The sequence below is a fragment of the Brevibacillus parabrevis genome (assembly GCF_022701015.1).
In the GTDB taxonomy this organism is placed as follows: Bacteria; Bacillota; Bacilli; order Brevibacillales; family Brevibacillaceae; genus Brevibacillus; species Brevibacillus parabrevis.
Genome location: NZ_CP064090.1, coordinates 144,351 through 162,338 on the forward strand (window position 1 = coordinate 144,351; position 17,988 = coordinate 162,338).

Genomic DNA, 17,988 nt, shown 5'->3' on the forward strand with positions numbered 1-17,988 from the left:
TTCGACCATGTCGTTCCGTTTGTGGATGAAGAGTAGTCCCTCGTTAAAGCAAATGCCAACCATGTGCCATCGTGGTAACCAAGCTTCAAACTCGAACTCCCCCCCAACCCTGTGTTAGTTGTGCTAACCTCTGTCCATGACCCGGCAGACGCCGTGGAAACCAGGGAACCGAATTGCATAGAGGTAAAAATTAACAGGATAGCCAGTATCATTTTGGATAAAGTCCGTATTTTACGATAGTTGTCTCTCATACTCCCTCCCCTTCCCTACTAAACTTGAAACTTGCTCAATCCTATAATTCCACTAGAAAAAGACCTGATTGCAATGGAAACATTTCATTCTACGAGATTTTTACTACCCATGCACTAGCATTGCTTTTTTTCACCAAAAACCTCCCTATCAAAAAATAAAGGCAACATCGTGACCGATGAAAGGCAGGACTTTTTTCCTCGCCTTCATTCATGATGCTTTGCCTGGGCATTTCAAACACACTTCCATAAGTGCCTTGAACAGATGTACAACCATTATATCTTTGTCCGAGCCACTTTTCGACAGAAAATCCGATAAATTCAGTATAAAGTTCATACTCCGTTCAAAAAACGCAGAACCCTAATATTACAAAATTCATCATTTTTTTCATTTCTCTCTTCCCTATCCCTTCAAAGTTATGCTACTTTTGAAAGGTAGATTATGGTTACTTTAGACCTAAATACTCACACTTAGTTTCTTCACAAACTATTTCTTCATCTCATGTTCCCTACAACTTCATTGCTTCATTAGTTAACAGTTTCCCCTCGTGCAAATGCCTCACAAAAAGCGTATTCCCTTAGCGAGACGAGAACTCTAAACATTTCGATCTTTTGAAAGGAACGAACGATGATTCAAAAACGAGCGGTTGAGAAAACGGATGAAGCTTTTTTGCTTCAGCTGTACATAAGCACCCGTGCAGATGAACTTGCAGCATGGGGGTGGGACAAGCAGATGCAGGAACAGTTTTTGCAGCTACAGTTTCTTGCCCAGAAAAATTCCTACTCGACCCAGTACCCTGACGCGGAGCATCTGCTGATTTTCTCCGAGAACATCCCGGCTGGCAGAATCATGATTGCACGAACCGAAACAAAGATTACCCTCGTCGACATCTCTCTGCTTCCCCATCATCGTAATAAAGGAATTGGCTGCACGCTGATTCGTGAACTACAGCAGGAAGCTGCTGACACTTCACGGCCCTTGCACCTGAGCGTATTACCTACGAATCGAGCGATACATCTGTATGAGCGTCTAGGTTTTCAAACGATTGACAGCTCAGGATTTCATATCGGCATGGAATGGACTCCGACATCATCTGATGAAGGGCCTTCTATATAATTAAACAATCAAGAGGTGACCCGTATGAGTGAATCCTATCTTGGAGAAGTCCGCATGTTTGCAGGTAACTTTGCCCCACAAGGCTGGGCATTGTGCAACGGTCAATTAGTGAGCATAGCGGAGAACGAAGCACTTTTTGCCCTGCTTGGCACGACTTACGGCGGCGATGGTCAGACAACCTTTGCCCTGCCCGATTTGCAAGGAAGAGTTCCGGTCCACCCTAACACCACTTACGCCCGAGGCAGCAAGAGCGGCACAGAGACCGTCACATTGGTCAGCAATCAACTGCCAGTTCACACGCATACGGTCAATGCAATTCCTGAATACCAGGACGATGATACTCCTGCCAATAATGTCTGGAGCAAAAATCCTTATTTATCCTTTTCTGTAGAGTCTTCCAGCGCACTTAGCAACATGAATCCCCAGTCAGTCTCTCCCGTCGGAGGGGGACAACCTCATAACAACATGATGCCTACGACCGCAATCAGCTTCATTATTTCTTTATACGGAGTCTTCCCGCCGCAGCCATAGTATCCAGCAGCAATGTTAGAGAATAAAAGGAGGTATTCTACCATGTCTGAGCCGTTTTTGGGTGAAGTTCGTTTGTTTGCCAATAATTACGCCCCGCGCGGGTGGATGTTTTGCGAAGGTCAGATTTTGAATATCAATCAAAATCAGGCACTCTATTCTTTGCTCGGAGCTGTGTATGGCGGAGATGGAGTAACTACGTTTGCCCTCCCGGATTACCGCGGGCGCACACCGATTCATGTAAGTTCTACTATTCCGCTCGGTACCGCGCAAGGTGAAGCCAATCATACCTTAACGATCAATGAAATGCCTCAACACACCCATCAAGTAGCCGGTTCATCTGTCGAACCAACACTCTCTACTGCGGCTAACAACGTGTGGGCAGCAGCAACCAACGCATACGGTCCGGCAGCAAACCTCCAGCAAATGAATGCCAATACACTGTCCACAGCCGGTGGAAGTCAACCCCATAACAACATGCAGCCTTATTTGGTAATGAACTACGCCATTGCCATTCAAGGAATATTTCCAAGCAGAAACTAAGAGGAGGCGGTACATATGGCAGATGCTTATATTGGAGAAATTCGTATCTTTGCAGGAAACTTCGCCCCTAAAGGCTGGGCGCTGTGTAATGGCCAGCTTATGAGCGTTCAACAAAACACTGCCCTTTTTTCCATTCTTGGAGTTCAGTACGGTGGAGATGGAAAAACCACCTTTGCTCTCCCAAACTTGATGGGGAGCGCTGTAATGAATCAAGGTCAGGGATACGGTTTAACCAATCGTACAGTAGGACAAAAAGTTGGCAATGCAAACGAAACACTGTTGACAAGCGAAATCCCTGCCCACACTCACATCCCGCAGGCAACTGTAGATCCCGGCAATTCCACTGTTCCGACAAATGGCTATTGGGCTCCAACTCCTGAGCCAGATCCATTCTCCGGAGCACCGCTCTACTACGATCCAACTCCCAATGTCCCAATGTCTCCTATGGCTTTGAACGTAACAGGCGGTTCGCAACCTCACAACAACATGCAACCGTTTATCGCCCAAAACTTCATCATCTGCTTGAGCGGCGAATTTCCGTCCAGAGGCTAAGCACTTATCAAAAATTTTTACGCATACGCAAAAATCCCGTCCTACTCTTGCCAAGTGGGACGGGATATTTTTTTCCTAGACCAGCTTAACTATCCAAACCTGCCGACACCCCATCCATCTTCTGTACCCACAGAGAAGACATTTTTCCGTCGTCTTCCAAAAGTATTACCTGGGTGCCTTCTCTTCCGCTTGAGTGGTTCGCCCTCAACACTTTCTCAGGCTCCTTCTTGCAGATCAGCTTGCCGTCCTTCCATTCCCAGAGCTGATTGGGCGTCTTCCCGTCGTTGATTGTAAAAGCGTACACCGGATTGGGAGAGTTCGGATGATCCAATACGAGCCTCTCCCCGGAGCGATTCGCAGTGCGGCACTCGATATATCCATCCGCTGTCATGCGCCATAGTTGCTCATTGCCTGGAGCCAGTTTTTGCAAGTTAACCGTTCTCCGGTCGCTGTTCAACGTCAGGAAAAGCTTGTCCCCTACCTGACTCTGCAAGCGGAAATATCCCTCGGCGCTCGTTGCTTCCCGAGTCATCGTCTCGATGTAAAGCCTGTTGTCGACTCTGGCAAAAGCCAAGCCGATTGTCTCTGCTGCGGTGTCATTGACGAATGACTGATACGTAACCTTGGTATCTCCAACGTGGAAATAATGATCGTTGCTCGTGTTCGTATTTTCGAGCCATTCGCCATTGTCTGCCTGTACCCTGATCGCAAGCCGGTTGCCGCCTTTTTGGTAGAACGAAAACGCCTTTATGTTCTGATTAGCCGGAAGCAACAGCGGATTTTCATCGATATACTGGGAATATTCGAAATCAAAATACTGGCCGCTGTTGCGCAACTCGTCATACGAACGCGTTTCTTCCACCCACGTCCTCCGACCGTCACGCTCGACAAACACTCGCGGAACCAGCATGTCCCATTGCGTACTTCCGCCTGTCCGGCAAACAAATCCGATCCCTCTTATTTTCCCGTTGATGGCGAGCGGAGCTGTGGACACGAGCAACCGTTTCAATCCAAGATCGAGTCCATCCTGAGAGGAAGTCGTCTTGCACACTTTCGCATAAGCATCTGCCGGATTTTGGGCGACGATCTGCTTCACCCAGCTCAATGTTCGCCAATCCCCTTTTTCTGCCAAAACGATCGGAGAACCTTGCGTATCCTTGTCCTTTTCGACAATCGCGTATTGCCCTGATCTGGTGTGCTTCAGTCCATCGCTGGTAAACTCCCACATGTGATCCGTCTTCGTCTTCAGAGCAAATTTTTCTTTAAGCACCAGCTTGTTGTTGACATTTGCCAACACAAACGGATTCCCATTCGAGCTGGTAAGCGCACTGTAGATTTCATCGCTGTTTTCCTTCGTATACCACAGTTGATTGCGGCTGCTCACATGCGGAGCAAACACGATCTCAGCCTGCTCTTTCGCCGTTCCGCCTTCTCCGTCGCGCACTGTCATGACATAGCCTTTTTTATATCGGCTCGAAATGACAAAGTACACCTCTTCTTGTCCAGCCTCTTGGGCAAATTCCTGTTCAGCCGCCTGGATCATCGTCCACGTTTGGGCGTAAGTGCTGTTGTTCGCGTTCGCGCTCTTGGCAGCGACGCCTACTTTGTCGTCATCGCGCAAGGACACCGTGTACTCGCCTTTGACGGCAGGATTGTTCAGCAAAATGCGGCCGCCTTTCGCATCCCATACCTGATTTTGCGAGCGCCCTTTTACTGAGACAATCAAAGGCAAAAATGCCTCTTCCGAAACAACTTCCGGCATTGTCAGCACATATTCCGTCTCGTCCGTAGATGCTTTGCTGACGATATGTCCGAGCGGAGACATATGCCACAGCTGGTGATCGCCGTTTTTCCCCACAGCCAGCTCGACTTTTGTACCATCCACAGGATTGGCATCCTCCAAGGAAAGCACTTGCTTGTTTTTGCTGGCGATGTAGAAATACTCTTTTTTCGCGTACTTGCCGATCAAATCGTAATACTTTCCGTAGAACAGGAAATGGGCGTTTTTTTGCATGAGCTGCTGGGCTGTCAACGTCTCTACTTCCGATTTCAACAAGTTGACGCAAGCTTCATACAAAGAAGCCGGGAGCAAATCGATGCTCGGCAGCAAGCCGTCAGAGCTGATCAGGCTCCACTCGGTATAAGGAGCTACAGAGTTGGCCCATTCATTGGCATTGCTAATAAACGTGCCTTCTCCGCCAATCGCGGTAAACGTCATCGACTGGCTCTCGTTCTTGGCTTTGTCCTGCTGCTGCTCGCGCTCTCCGGAAGAATAGTTCGTTTCCGCCTCCACTCCCACGCCCATCTTTTTCAAAGATATTTTTGCTTCTGCCGCATATTTGCTGACGACATCTTTGACATCGCTCGTTTGTTGCAGCTCTTTGGCGTCACTGGCAATCAGTTTGCCGCCGAGCGTGCTGGTAGTCGGCACAAAATGCCCAAACGATTTCAACACAAGCAACAAACGGTCAAGCGGGCTTTGGAAGCTTCTCGCCTTAGACGAATCTTTCTTGGCGGAAGCCAGCAGTTTTTTGATCTCGCTGACAAACTCTTCGCTGGCGCATGGCACCAAGTAGTTAAACGACAGCTCTACCTTTGGCAGCAAATAGCTGCTGGTAATGTACACCGTTTTCGCTTGCTTGGAAGAACTGGTGCTCTTTTCATCGGATTGCGAGTAGCCCACCCCGACGCCGGCACCGAAAGAAGGAACAGCCGCAGCGATCGTGAGCGATGCGCCGAAGTTGGAGACGCCATTTTTCTGAAGCTGGTGAACCAACTCCGAAAACGTGTACTGATTATCGAAATACCCCGAATATCTCGGTTTGCGGTAGTACACTTCCGTTGGGACAATCTCCTGCTGCTTGACTTGCTCCGTAGTGCTCGCCAATACGTTGCGAAAACTTTGCTGCATGATCTCCGGGTAGCTGTAGTCGATCACAATGCCGCGGAAAAACCCGGTGCGATCCAGCAAATCGTCGCGCAAATTTTTATGAAGCATGAAAAAGTCACTCAATTGCGGGTCTTTCTTCTCTTTGATGACGCTCAGTTGAATGAGACTCGTGTCTTCTTTTTTCGCGAAGTCATCCGACTTGATGTCTTTCAATGTCGGCCCCAGCTCTTCCTTGCCCATCAGCTTAGGGATCGCTACCTTTACTTTATTGATCAAGTTTTGCCGCAGATCATTGCTGTCGTGCAGCTTGGCCGCTTCGTCGTCCAACGCTTTTTCTTTTTTCAACAGCTCTATTTCTTTTGCGCGAATGGCGAGCTGTTCTTCCTTTTCTTTCAACGCTTGCGTCTTGATGTCTTTGCTTGTTGTTTTCTCTTGCGCTTCCTTCTCTTTGCTCTCTTCGGCTTTGCCGTCCTTTGCTGGCGCTTCTTTTCCTTCGCCCGAAAAACTCGACCAGGTTACTTTGTCCTGGACCTCTTTTACATGCGGCAGCCAATCATTTTTCCACTTCTCTTCAAGCAAAATGGTATAGCCCGATCCGTGACACTCGTTGATCCATTCCGCAAGCTGTTTGGTATCTGTGAGGCGATATACATGACCGTTGGGGGAAAACGCAATTAGGCTGTCTGTCGAATCGATGACAGGCCGCCCGACTGCCGGAGTCAGAGCGAAACGGGTCAGGGATGCCGGCACTTTGGCGCCCTGCCCTTCTTTTGGTGCGGGAAAAATGGCGGTGGTAAGCTCCTTGGTAATGGCCGTTACTTGCTCTTTGACTCGCTCTGCCTTTTTCGGCCAGATGGAAAACAAACCAATATCGTTGGTCACACAATTCCGATATTTCTCGTCCTCAGCATACGGCGCCGCAGGATTTGTCAGGCCATACACAGGGCGGTAATGGGCATACGGGTTTTCCAAAGCTTTGTCCGCTTCGAGATACTTCTTGATCTCTTTGAAAAACGCGGCAACTTCCTGCTTGCCTTCTTCCTTAATCGCTTCGCCCAGCATTTTCGTGCAAGCATTTGCGAGGGTCGAAACCGCATCTTGCTCGAAGTCCGCCTCGTATTTCAAGCCATATGCCGCAAACACGTCATAGTAGAGCGCCCAGCGATCCTCTTTTTGTTTGACGAGAACAACCGAAAAAGCAGTCGCCTCCCCGGCTCCCCCTTCCTTGGCAGGCAATGTGACGGTTCCGCTGTAAAGCTTCTCGCTCTCTTTGTTCGCCTTCCATTTCTGCTCGTTTATCAGCCAGTCCAAACGCTTGTCCGATATGACCAACGGACTTGCCGAGCAAGCCTGCTCTCCCTCTTTTTTGCTTATGGACTGCTTGTTGCGCTTTTGTGTCGCCAGCCATTCTGGCAAGCCATCCGGATTCAGCAAAGGATCGAGGCACACAAAACCAGCCATCGGTCCCGATTTGCTCGGCATGGCTTGAATCTGTTTTCCTTTTGCATCGTACCCTTCTGCAAGCAACCCTTCGCTTGCCAGACCAGGCGCGCGTGTAATGACAATCGAGTCGTTTTTCTTCGCTGCCTGCAAAAACGCCTGAACGTAGGCGAGAGGAATCCCGTCCTTGCGCAGCTCCTCCGCTTGTACTTCAACGAGTTTCGACATGCTTTCCACCTCCATGAAAAAGACACTCGGCTTGCCGATCCGTAAAAAATAGAAGTCCCGCTGCCACTTTTACTGAAAGAGAGCCTTGTGTCTTTGGGTTTTTAGATTGGGTTTGGTTTGGGTAAAAAGGTGTTTGGGTATTGGGTGTTTTGTGAAACATTGCGAGGCATTTTGTCGAAAGATGGGGAAATGGGACTTATTTCCTAATAATATAGCATGAGTGGGGTGGAAAAGGAATATATAGGGGGGATTTTTGGGGAGGGAGGTTGGGTGGGTAGGGGATTGAAACTAATCTCGCAGTCGAGGGATAACCTTACCTGATTACTTTTGTATGACAGAGCTGGAAAGTTAGGGGATTGAAATTCGATTATTTTCAGCAATACAACGAGAGCTGGGAAGGGGGCTGTGTCAAGTTGGGGTGCCATTTGCAATTGTGCAGAAGCATTTTACAAGATTTTCTTGCGGGAGGGCCTCATAGGGGGATTGGGGTTAGTTTACTTGTATTTGAGTTTTCGATGTAACGCCGTCAAGGACAAGCATCATGACTGGCTTGCTGGAAGCTTCAGTCTCCTAGCTTTTCGGGTCTTCGATGTAACGACACTTTAAAACGATTGCAACGGCTTTCATCGTCTCGTTTCAGTCCCCTAACTTTTCGGGTCTTCGATGTAACGGTGGTGAGCCCGTGAGTATCTTTCCAGACTTCCCGTGTTTCAGTCCCCTAACTTTTCGGGTCTTCGATGTAACTTTCCGCGCTTACACGAGCATGGAAGAGGCCATCAAGTTTCAGTCCCCTAACTTTTCGGGTCTTCGATGTAACTATCTCGATGACGAAGTGCAGATGGACATGGTTGCCTGTTTCAGTCCCCTAACTTTTCGGGTCTTCGATGTAACGCAGTCCGTATCGCGACTATGACATGGTGATCGCCGAGTTTCAGTCCCCTAACTTTTCGGGTCTTCGATGTAACCTGGCGGGTCAACGGTTACCATCGGCGCGGATTCCGTGTTTCAGTCCCCTAACTTTTCGGGTCTTCGATGTAACCCGTGTAGGAGTGTCGACGGTACACCGTTACATTAAGTTTCAGTCCCCTAACTTTTCGGGTCTTCGATGTAACCTGTCCACAACAACAACGAAACCAACGGCAAAGTGGAGTTTCAGTCCCCTAACTTTTCGGGTCTTCGATGTAACTATTGAGACATTTTCAAGCGTCAACATTAAAAAGGCGTTTCAGTCCCCTAACTTTTCGGGTCTTCGATGTAACCACCGACGGGCTTACCGTCCTGTCCGATTTCTACCGGTTTCAGTCCCCTAACTTTTCGGGTCTTCGATGTAACTATCAATGTCGGCTTCCGCTTCCGCAGCTTTATCGCGGTTTCAGTCCCCTAACTTTTCGGGTCTTCGATGTAACCGACTTCGACTGGCATGCTGAACCCCAGTCGTGACAAGGCTTTCCTCATACTCAATGCCAACAAGAAACCACTCTTTTTTCGAGGATTCATTTTCTGTCAAAAATCACGTCCGATCCTCGAAAATCACGTTGTGCTCATCTTGTTTATTTTTCCCCGCTAAAGAGTAACCATTCGCTCTCATGTTTATAATAAAACATTATCCTCCATCTCATCTATACATTTCTTTAAACGGTCTAGCATCCAAAAAGCCTTTTTCATCCACTACATAAAATAACTTCAACCGCCACTTGAACGCTCCAAATTTCTTCATGGGGAGCAATCCAACTTACTGTTTAAGCTTTCAGAACATAACATGAATCCCAAATCGATTTCATGCTGCTTTCGTTTTTTATTTTCACCCAGACGGCATTTACTTTTGCCTATTATACAGTGATCTTCACTTCAAATATTTCGTTTAGGCGGAAGAGGAAGTACCTCTGTGCCAAAGAATAAGCATAGGAGTTAGCATTGAGCGTTACTTTATTCATCAAATCGCATCTTTTGGAAAGCACGGGTGATCAATTCCGTGCCTTTTTTAGTGTCTATCTTCTCAACACCACTGTTGGAAATCAACTTGCCTTACTCTTAGAACTGCCTTCCATCAACGCTGGAAGCCCTGCCCTGCTTTAGCACATGTGAACATCAATCAGTGCCAGCCCGTTATCAAGCAGTGGCTTTTCCCCTGCATTCCTTTCCTCCGCCGTTCCATTCAGGACTTCTAATGAGCATAGCTCAACTTAACGGTGGCTTTCATGATCTACATGTCGGAACAGCACTATTCGGTCTTTAATGCAACCACACAAGAGGGCGGACGCGACGATAAGCGCCAGCCATTTCAGTCTGCTTACTTCTCGGGTCCTCAATGTAACAGGTAAAGAACGGTGAGTTGCAGCTATCCCTGCCGTACGTTTCAGTCCCCTCGTTCCTCGGGTCCTCAATGTAACATCCTTTAAATTGGAATAGCAGAATGCTAACGAGAGGTTTCAGTCCCCTCGTTCCTCGGGTCCTCAATGTAACAATAAGTTGAAATCCCATCCTCTCGCACGCGATTTGAGTTTCAGTCCCCTCGTTCCTCGGGTCCTCAATGTAACTCTCTTATAGACTATACTATCGTTAACTCTAATCTCGTTTCAGTCCCCTCGTTCCTCGGGTCCTCAATGTAACTTGACGAATATTTTAGCCTTTCGCATGCTGTCTGCGAGGTTTCAGTCCCCTCGTTCCTCGGGTCCTCAATGTAACCCAAAACTTTTTCTTTTGCGCGTCCGTCTTTGGCATTGTTTCAGTCCCCTCGTTCCTCGGGTCCTCAATGTAACGTGGCTAGGAGCGTATAAGATCAGAGACCGTGGCCAGTTTCAGTCCCCTCGTTCCTCGGGTCCTCAATGTAACAAATTTATATTCTGTGCTGGCGGTGCCGAGTCTACAGTTTCAGTCCCCTCGTTCCTCGGGTCCTCAATGTAACGCTCATGGACGTGATCGAGAAGTATCGCAGCCGCATGTTTCAGTCCCCTCGTTCCTCGGGTCCTCAATGTAACCGACCTCGATCGGCACAACTAAACTCAGTAATACCAAGGCTTTACACGCGTTCACAGCCCTAAGCATTCCTCACTTTTTTCGAGGATTGCATTTCTGCCAAAAAACACGCTCGATCCTCGAAAATCCCTTTTTTCGTCTGTATTGCTTTTCCGCTACCCCTAATACCTAGCCTTAGTATTCACTTTCTTCTGCATAACAATGTACTCTCATGTCAATAATAAATCATTTTCCCCATTTTTATAAGACCCTTCCATCTTTTCCTGACAACAACACCACAACCAATCTCTTCACCTAAAAGGGGAGGGGCAGCCTTCTGTCTTCTGCCCCTGCTCCAACCAAACCACCTAACTCTCTTCACGCGTATACCAAGTAAAATCCCTGCTTGCCCGCTTTTGGTGATACGGAATAAACACCGTTTTCATAACTCGGTCTCGTCCCATCTTTGCACTCGTACCATCAAAAGAACTGATGCTTTCAAAGGTTGCCTTGGGTCCCATGTCATCGAGGTATTGCATCACCACGCATTCACTGAATGCGGTTGGTTCTCCAAGCAAGGCACTGAAAGTTTGCCCCAATTTCTCGCATACTTCTTGACCCACCGCTTGCAGAAAGCTTCCTCGTTTCCCCAAATAATGCAAATGGAGCAGCAACTCCTTCAACAAAGACACTTGCTGTTCGGCAAGCTCCCTTGTTTGGATCGCGATGGCAAGCTCTCCCTCAAAGAAAACATACTCGCGAAACCCTACGGAAGAGATGAACGCAGGTCCTGCCTTTTTGTCTTTTGGCTCCGTTTGAATTTTGACGAAACTGTTATTCACAATGGCCTGTTTGGGTGGCTCAAACCGGATATCCAAATCGCGAATCCAGGAAAAGATTTCTCTCCCCTCGATTCCTTTGCGAAAAGCGGCATCAAGCAATGCCATTTTTACACTGTACATGGTTGGTACGAGATTCGTTTTTCCACCCGAGCTTGTCGAAGATGACGTCCTCAAGGAAAACAGAGCGTTGGGCGAGTACGTAGTCACAAGCCACATACATTTACCCTACCTGTTCGATCAAATCGACCATGATTTTTGTAAATTCAGCTTGAGACGAATACTCATAGGTGGTAATCGCCTCTGGGTACAGTCGGTTCAACTGTTCCTGTATGCTCAACAGTTCCTCGGAAAAGTTTTTCTTCAGAGGGCTGACCGTCGGGGCTGGCACAGTAGATGCAGAGACAGAGACAACACCTGTAAAGTTCAAAATGTGCGGAAATTGCGTATTTCTATGTGCGCCAAGCGGCTTGATAAAAGTGAGCAAAACGCTTTCCAGCAACGCCTTTACTCTCTCCTTGCGCGCTTCGACCGGAATTTGATGCTCGCGCTCCACATCGTTAAACCCGACCCGGGATAGTTCCGCATTCATGACAACGGCATACTCGCCGGAGCTGGCTGGTCTGTAGAAAATGTTTTGTCCGAGATTGGCGCCAGATTCTCCCCCCGATCCCTGCCCACGATTCGGATCGAATTTTACATGAAAATAAGATTCGGTCCTTGTTTTGTCCGGGAGGCCGATCATCCAGCCAAACTCCACCGTAGATTTCCGTGGAGTAGAACGCCCGCCCTGGGTAATCAATACGCCTTCGAGATCATCCACGGCGCAATGCTGGAGAACTTTTTTTACCGTTTCTCCGATGGCATTTTTGTCTCCAAGAGTTTGAATAAAGTCACTATCTGCGTTGATCCGGTTTGCATTAAACTTCTGGCAGCCTGCACATAACGGCAAGCCTTTTTCCACCGCAATCCCGTGCAAATGCTCGGCTTGCATGTGTTTCAACATATCGCCGGAAATCGCATTGACAACGGTTGGCTCTCCCTCTCCATCCACGATATGAACCATGCGTGTCTGAAGCTGATTGCCCTCGGCTCCCTCATTGTTCAAAGCATGCATATCGAGAGTCAGCAATCCCGAGATTGACAGAGACTGAAACGGTACGCTCATATTTCTTCCTCCTCACTTGTATATGCCAAGTCTACTTCTTGATCTTCTGTATCTGCATCTGTTCCCTTGCCATCCTTGCACGAGGCAAAGGCGATCAACAGCATCGCTATCGCTTCCGTTTCCTTTTGACTCGGAAAACGGTCCATCAGCTCGGCAAACTCTTGTAAATCTTGCATAGAGACCCGTTTGCGCCGACGTCCTGGCGCTTCCCTTAACTGCTCCTCACGTCTCGCGTTTTCATAGTTGAATTGGGAAATAAAATCGCTAATGACCGTCAGCAGCTCCTCGCGAAATTTGGCTTTTCTTTTGATTTCCTGAAACAGCCCGTATCTGACTTCAAAAATTTGTCTGCCCTTCGCTTTTGCATACTGCTCGCTGACCGTCGCTTGTCTGATCGCCTTGGCGATGTTTTGAAAGCCGGAGTTATTGATAATATCTACTACAGGCAGCCGAGGTTGGCTCAATGTAAACAACTCCTCTAAATGATTTTTCACAAAAGACCTCATCGGTTTTTTAGCTTCCCTGCGCTTCATGCTCCAGCAACCATAGCTGCCCAGAAATCGGAGAAACGACAGCCAATCATCGCCGGAAAGAAAATCGCGGTACAAATGGAGCAACTCGGCTTCTTCCGTCTTATCCTCATCCAGTAAAAACAACACGTCGCGATGCTCCTTGATGAGCGTTTCCCACCGTGCGATATCCGCTTCATCCCGCACTTTAAACCAATGCGGCAAGCCGATGCTCGCAATATTGGAAATGGGTTTGGCTGAACCTAATGATTTGAAATAAGCGGTCTGAACAGCGGAAAAGATATCCCTGGGCGTCTCGCCGACTTGCATCCGAAAACTCCAAAATGCATCTGTTGAAACATCTACTTTACTCACGAGGAACAAAACCAAGTCAAAAACAGCCAATATGTCTGCCTTCCGCGATGTGCGCACATAGCTGAACTTATGCTCTTCCAACTCATTTAGGTGACGGTAGCTCGCTTTTGCCGGAACCACCACGTTCATTTTGATGTCGTCACCAATCGAGTTTCCGGACATGACGATATCTGAGCCAATAAAACGCAGCCATTCTTCGAACCAGTCGACAAACGAAGACGGCAACGGACCACGTGTTGCACCATCTGCTTTTAGGCGATTGATTCCTTTCCCTACGCTCGGATTAAACACTTGCACAGCAGCGACTTTAGGATTGAATTTAGTTGCAGCCTCACTGGTGAGTTGCCCGTTTGCAAGAGCTTCCAATTTCGCAATTACCGCCTGTGCCAGTTCTTCCGGTTTCGCGTAGACAATCTCCTCCAGCAATTTGTTCCGGGCACTGATGCCTTGCAGCACATTGACTTTTTGGTAGACATAAAAACGGGGCGACACATTCGGAAGCTCCTCCCGCTCTTCCCCTCCCTTTTTCCGTTTGCGCTCCTCCCGGTAAGCATCTGCGATCGCCTTGTTCGCCACATAATCATAGGGAACGATACCATCAGGAGCATTTTCCCCAGGCTTTGTCACGATAAAAGAGTAGAGCGGCTCCCGTTGCAGGATGGAGACTCTTTCTGCATTCAGCTCGATCGGCTCTGCCAACTCGACACAAAATCGGCTGCTCTGCTCCGTAACGGTTACCAGCGAGCCATCTCCTCCTTGCAAGGCCCGAAGCATTTTCGTCAAACCGACAGCAGCAAGCGTGTCTGCATAGGTCCCTGTTCGCTTTCCCACGAAAAACTCACGATAACCAGTCATCTGTTTCCTCCTTCCCGTCATTCTTCCGGTTTTTTAGCTGTTGCGATGCCCGATCCGCGAGCCGCAATCTGCGTGACAAATACCAGTACATCGCCAGCACGTCGTTGTTGCGCAGCCAACTCACAAGCTCGTCCATGCGATGCTGAATCGTTTGCGGCTTTAAAAACGGCTCATAAGGCAAACCTTGCAGGCTTTTCAGCACATGCTCTCTGGCTCCCTTGCAAAAGACAATCGTGTCAGACTCCTTGCTGTAGGCGTTGTGATGGCGCATGATCGCAAGCAGGAGCGGAACCGCAACTTTCCTGTCAAATGTCTTTCCACACCATTCCTGCAAAGCAACCGCCCCTTCCACAGCATGATGTGGCGGCCTGTATTTCCCTATCCGATAAGCAGCCAGCTCTTCCGGATTCGTGGCATCAAAATCGGTGTGAGCGAGCAATTCCAGCTCTGCTTTTTGTTTGTACTCCGTCTGCCAGCGACGCATTTTTCGCTGGACTTCCACTCCCAGCTTCCCCACATCGTGCAAGGCTGTCACCAGATCAGCTATTTCCTCCACTTGGACTGGATTCATCCGAAACCTTTTGGAAAGAAAGTTCGTTGCCTGTAAATATTTCGCTCTCTCCTCTCTGTTGATTTTGCGAACGTCTTGTACGTGCTCCAAATACGTTTCTCGCTGGTAGCTAAAACGCTGGGAAGATACCTTTTGTTCATTCTCCAAAAATTCCGACACCCGCTCCCCTGCTTCTTCGCAGTTCAACGGCTCTTTTTGAAGCTGCAATCCCACAACCGGATCGTACTTCGCGAGCTTGGGCGATAAAAGCACCGTCATATGAGCGAGGACTTCTTTGGGAGATCGAATCGGCTTCCATGCAACACGCGCTGAAATATCCTGATCGTCTGGAAACTGGGGAACAAAAATCAGTTGGTTGTTTTCCCATTTTTCCACTGTCCACTCCAGGCCGCTCAGAAAAAAGTAAAGCCCTCTGCGCCCGATGGAGACCATTTCCGGCTTCCGATGCAAATCCACCTCTTCAGGCGAGTGATGAATAATGATCGAAACATTATCGATGGCCCGGATCAGCTCGCCCATCTCTGCATCTCCGCGTATCAAAGCCCTGGTAACTTGATCTTCCCGCAAAAACAGATCATGCATGACCAACGCGATTCGTTTCTGGTCAATTGCGCCGTGCACCGTTTCGATCAGCTGCTTTTCCAATTCATGCGTGATGATTGTTCCCGCTTCAAGCTCCTTCAGCGCCCGCTCCGTTCCAAGCATGATTTGGTAATCGTCGTTTTCTTCCTTTTTACGCTGCGAGGAGACATATGGCAGAAAATGTTCTACGCCTCCTTCCCTTAGCGAGTACACCTCCACAGTCCCTTCCTGATTGGCAAAACGTGCACATCTCCCCACCCGCTGCAAAAGCGCATTGGCTGGACACAAATCTGTCAGCAAAAGTTTGGCAGAAATATCTAGCCCGGCTTCTACGACTTGGGTCGCGATCAGGATCGCTTCCTTTTCCGAATCCCGGGAAAAAGCTTGCGTCACCCAAGACTCCACCTCTTCCCGGTGTTTGGGGAACATGCGCGAATGCAATACGCGGACCTCGATTGACCGCCCCTGATTTTCCAGGATGTCCGCCAGCTCGAAGTACAAGCTCTGCGCCCGTTTGACTTCATTGACAATGACCAATGTTCGTCCGCCCTGGTGTCTGTCTGCAATATCCTGGCCGCTCATTCGCTTGTCGCGCCAGTACAGGCTGCGCTTTCTCGTGGACAGCTTGTTCAACTCTGCTGATTGCAATTCCACGCTCATGCCATCGAGATGTGTCACCAGCGCCGACACCACCGGCTCTGGAGAAGTAGCTGTCATCAGCAAAAAGCGCGTATACGGGTGCAGCCGTTTCATCATATCCAGGAATGTCGGCAGCGCTTCCGTGTAGGACAGCAAATGAAATTCATCAATGACCACATACGCACCGATCAAAGCTCCGGCAGGAATGTTGGCCGCTGCCTTTGACGTTCCGAAAGGCAAGCCGATGTAGGCGCTCAGCAATTGATCAATGGTCGTGAAAATGACATCGCCTTGGAACAGCGGATCGTTTGGTTGGTTGCCCATTTGGAGTGTTGGTGTAATGCCTTGTTGTTTTAGCGTTTCTTTTGTGGATTCATAGAGGGAAGAAGCTAATGTACGGAGAGGTAAACAATAGATGACACGGTCTGCAAAATCCCTTTTTTGCTTACGGGCATACAAGAAAGGAAAAAGAGCTGCCCACGTTTTGCCTGCGCCAGTTGGAGCGGTCAATACCAGATTGCGGCTTTGCAGCAGCAGTTCAGCGACTTTTATCTGGTAAGGGTACGGCTCAATCGTGGTGTTTGCTGATCCAGAGTTGAACAACTTTGAAAAGAGGTCCCGCATGTGACACCCCCATTTTCGTTTACAAGCTTTTAGTCCCCATAACAGGTCATTTTCTATGCTAAGAAATTTTAGCAATAAGTTTCAGTTCCCTTAGTAAAAATCGGGTATGTACCAAAAATACCATGTTTTACCACTAAATTCAACCATCCCTTATTCTTAAATTTTATGATAATCAAAAAATGGAGGTGGTCATATAGAAGCCTGATTGCACAGGCCCATATATAACTCAACCCCCACTAAAGAAAACTCTTTAATTTCCTTTCCCTGTCCATCTATTAGTTAATCTATAGGTGAGTCACCCTCACCCGCCCCAAATCAAACGCAGTATTCTTCCCAACATGGGTATGCTCGGCTGCCTTCAACCACGGTAGAAACTCCGCAATTTCCCCTTCATACACAGCCCATCCCACTACTCCGCCCATCCTCATCTTGACATCCTGTCTCACAGAATACCGATCATAATCAAGCCACTTGACCCGCTTTTCCACAAGTCTCACTCTCTCCGCACGCTCCACCAGTTCACGAATCGGCCACTCTGGCTGAACATCATGATGAAATTGCAGCAAACCTGTCATACGGCGTAAAAAAGTGCGAAACAACACAGAGAACTGCACATCAGTCGTATATTGGCCTTTCCACTTCAACCGCAAAGGCGTTTCAAAAAAAATCATCACTTTCTCCACGCCACCAGCTCCGTCTATCCGAGCACGCTCCCGCTCTATAATCTCTTTACCTGTCAGGACAACTGGTTGGTGCACAATCCCGCTCTCAAGATTCATGTACATGCTTCGATGCTTCCCGTTGTACTCGTCCCTGTTTTCCACATGAATGAGCCGAAACGGTTTTCTGCCTTTGCCGATCCCTTCCCGCCCCAGCTCTTTAAAAGCCGTCACGAACAAAGGAGCGTAATCAATCGCCTTGCCAAACAGCCGCAAATCAAACGTGAGCAAGTCGCCTGCTTCATAGTGCGTCTGCTTATCCTGCGGCACCTCGAACAAATATGGACGAGGGACTTGATCGTATTTCCCCATAAACCCGTCCTCTTGGTCCGGTCTGGTTTCGAAAATGTACGGATAGGCGCAGTAAGATAAGGCTGTACAGGAGCTGCAAGCTTGCTCAGGATGCATACAGGACAAGCGTTTGAACACGTGACCAAAAGCTCCGCGAAAAGTCGACGCCTTCCAGGCCGGCAGCTCCAGCCCCTGCTCCCCTGCCTCCAAAGTAAAACGATATTGCGCAATTCTCAGTTCTTCAAACAACGGTTAGCCTCCTTGCCAGTCCCCTTGATCGGGTCTTATCTGGATAAATTCGGGATTGCTTCTAAC

At 48.5% G+C, this 17,988-nt stretch carries 10 protein-coding genes and 2 CRISPR repeat arrays; of the genes, 4 read left to right on the forward strand and 6 right to left on the reverse strand.

Going from position 1 to position 17,988, the window contains the following annotated elements:
• The first annotated feature begins 876 nt into the window (after positions 1-876).
• From IRJ17_RS00585 to IRJ17_RS00600, 4 genes are read left to right on the forward strand one after another with little or no spacing between them, the layout of a single operon-like run.
• Positions 877-1,365, forward strand: a complete 489-nt coding sequence (locus IRJ17_RS00585) for a GNAT family N-acetyltransferase (protein ID WP_122965906.1) — start codon at positions 877-879, stop codon at positions 1,363-1,365.
• A gap of 24 nt (positions 1,366-1,389) precedes the next feature.
• On the forward strand, positions 1,390-1,896 hold the full coding sequence (locus tag IRJ17_RS00590; protein WP_122965905.1) for a phage tail protein: 507 nt from the start codon (positions 1,390-1,392) through the stop codon (positions 1,894-1,896).
• A gap of 42 nt (positions 1,897-1,938) precedes the next feature.
• Entirely contained in the window at positions 1,939-2,436 is a 498-nt protein-coding gene (locus IRJ17_RS00595; RefSeq protein ID WP_122965904.1) for a phage tail protein, read from the forward strand.
• Between the two features lie 15 nt (positions 2,437-2,451).
• Positions 2,452-2,988, forward strand: coding sequence for a phage tail protein (locus IRJ17_RS00600; protein WP_122965903.1), 537 nt, complete (start codon positions 2,452-2,454; stop codon positions 2,986-2,988).
• 85 nt (positions 2,989-3,073) lie between these two features.
• Here the strand turns inward: IRJ17_RS00600 and IRJ17_RS00605 are convergent, their stop codons facing one another.
• The 6 genes from IRJ17_RS00605 to cas6 all read right to left on the reverse strand — a co-directional run bounded on the left by IRJ17_RS00605 (position 3,074) and on the right by cas6 (position 17,922).
• Entirely contained in the window at positions 3,074-7,546 is a 4,473-nt protein-coding gene (locus IRJ17_RS00605) for an anthrax toxin-like adenylyl cyclase domain-containing protein (protein ID WP_242772720.1), read from the reverse strand.
• A 559-nt stretch (positions 7,547-8,105) separates the two neighbouring features.
• Positions 8,106-8,953: a CRISPR direct-repeat array (repeat unit 37 nt; unit sequence GTTTCAGTCCCCTAACTTTTCGGGTCTTCGATGTAAC).
• A gap of 871 nt (positions 8,954-9,824) precedes the next feature.
• Positions 9,825-10,524: a CRISPR direct-repeat array (repeat unit 37 nt).
• A 345-nt stretch (positions 10,525-10,869) separates the two neighbouring features.
• Positions 10,870-11,379, reverse strand: a complete 510-nt coding sequence (locus IRJ17_RS00610) for a type I-A CRISPR-associated protein Cas5 (RefSeq protein ID WP_141254171.1) — start codon at positions 11,377-11,379, stop codon at positions 10,870-10,872.
• Between the two features lie 184 nt (positions 11,380-11,563).
• Positions 11,564-12,508: a DevR family CRISPR-associated autoregulator gene (locus IRJ17_RS00615; protein ID WP_122965502.1), complete on the reverse strand. Its 945-nt coding sequence runs from the start codon at positions 12,506-12,508 to the stop codon at positions 11,564-11,566.
• The gene (locus IRJ17_RS00620) at positions 12,505-14,247 is read right to left on the reverse strand and encodes a hypothetical protein (protein ID WP_242772722.1); all 1,743 of its coding nucleotides are present in this window, start codon (positions 14,245-14,247) and stop codon (positions 12,505-12,507) included. Before IRJ17_RS00620 ends, IRJ17_RS00615 begins: the two co-directional genes overlap by 4 nt.
• Positions 14,231-16,663 carry a CRISPR-associated helicase Cas3' gene (gene cas3, locus IRJ17_RS00625; RefSeq protein WP_242772724.1) on the reverse strand — a complete coding sequence of 811 codons (2,433 nt, stop codon included), beginning with the start codon at positions 16,661-16,663 and terminating at the stop codon, positions 14,231-14,233. The genes IRJ17_RS00620 and cas3 overlap by 17 nt, the downstream gene beginning before the upstream one ends.
• A 284-nt stretch (positions 16,664-16,947) precedes the next feature.
• Positions 16,948-17,922, reverse strand: coding sequence for a CRISPR system precrRNA processing endoribonuclease RAMP protein Cas6 (gene cas6 / locus IRJ17_RS00630; RefSeq protein ID WP_242772726.1), 975 nt, complete (start codon positions 17,920-17,922; stop codon positions 16,948-16,950).
• Positions 17,923-17,988 lie beyond the last annotated feature (66 nt).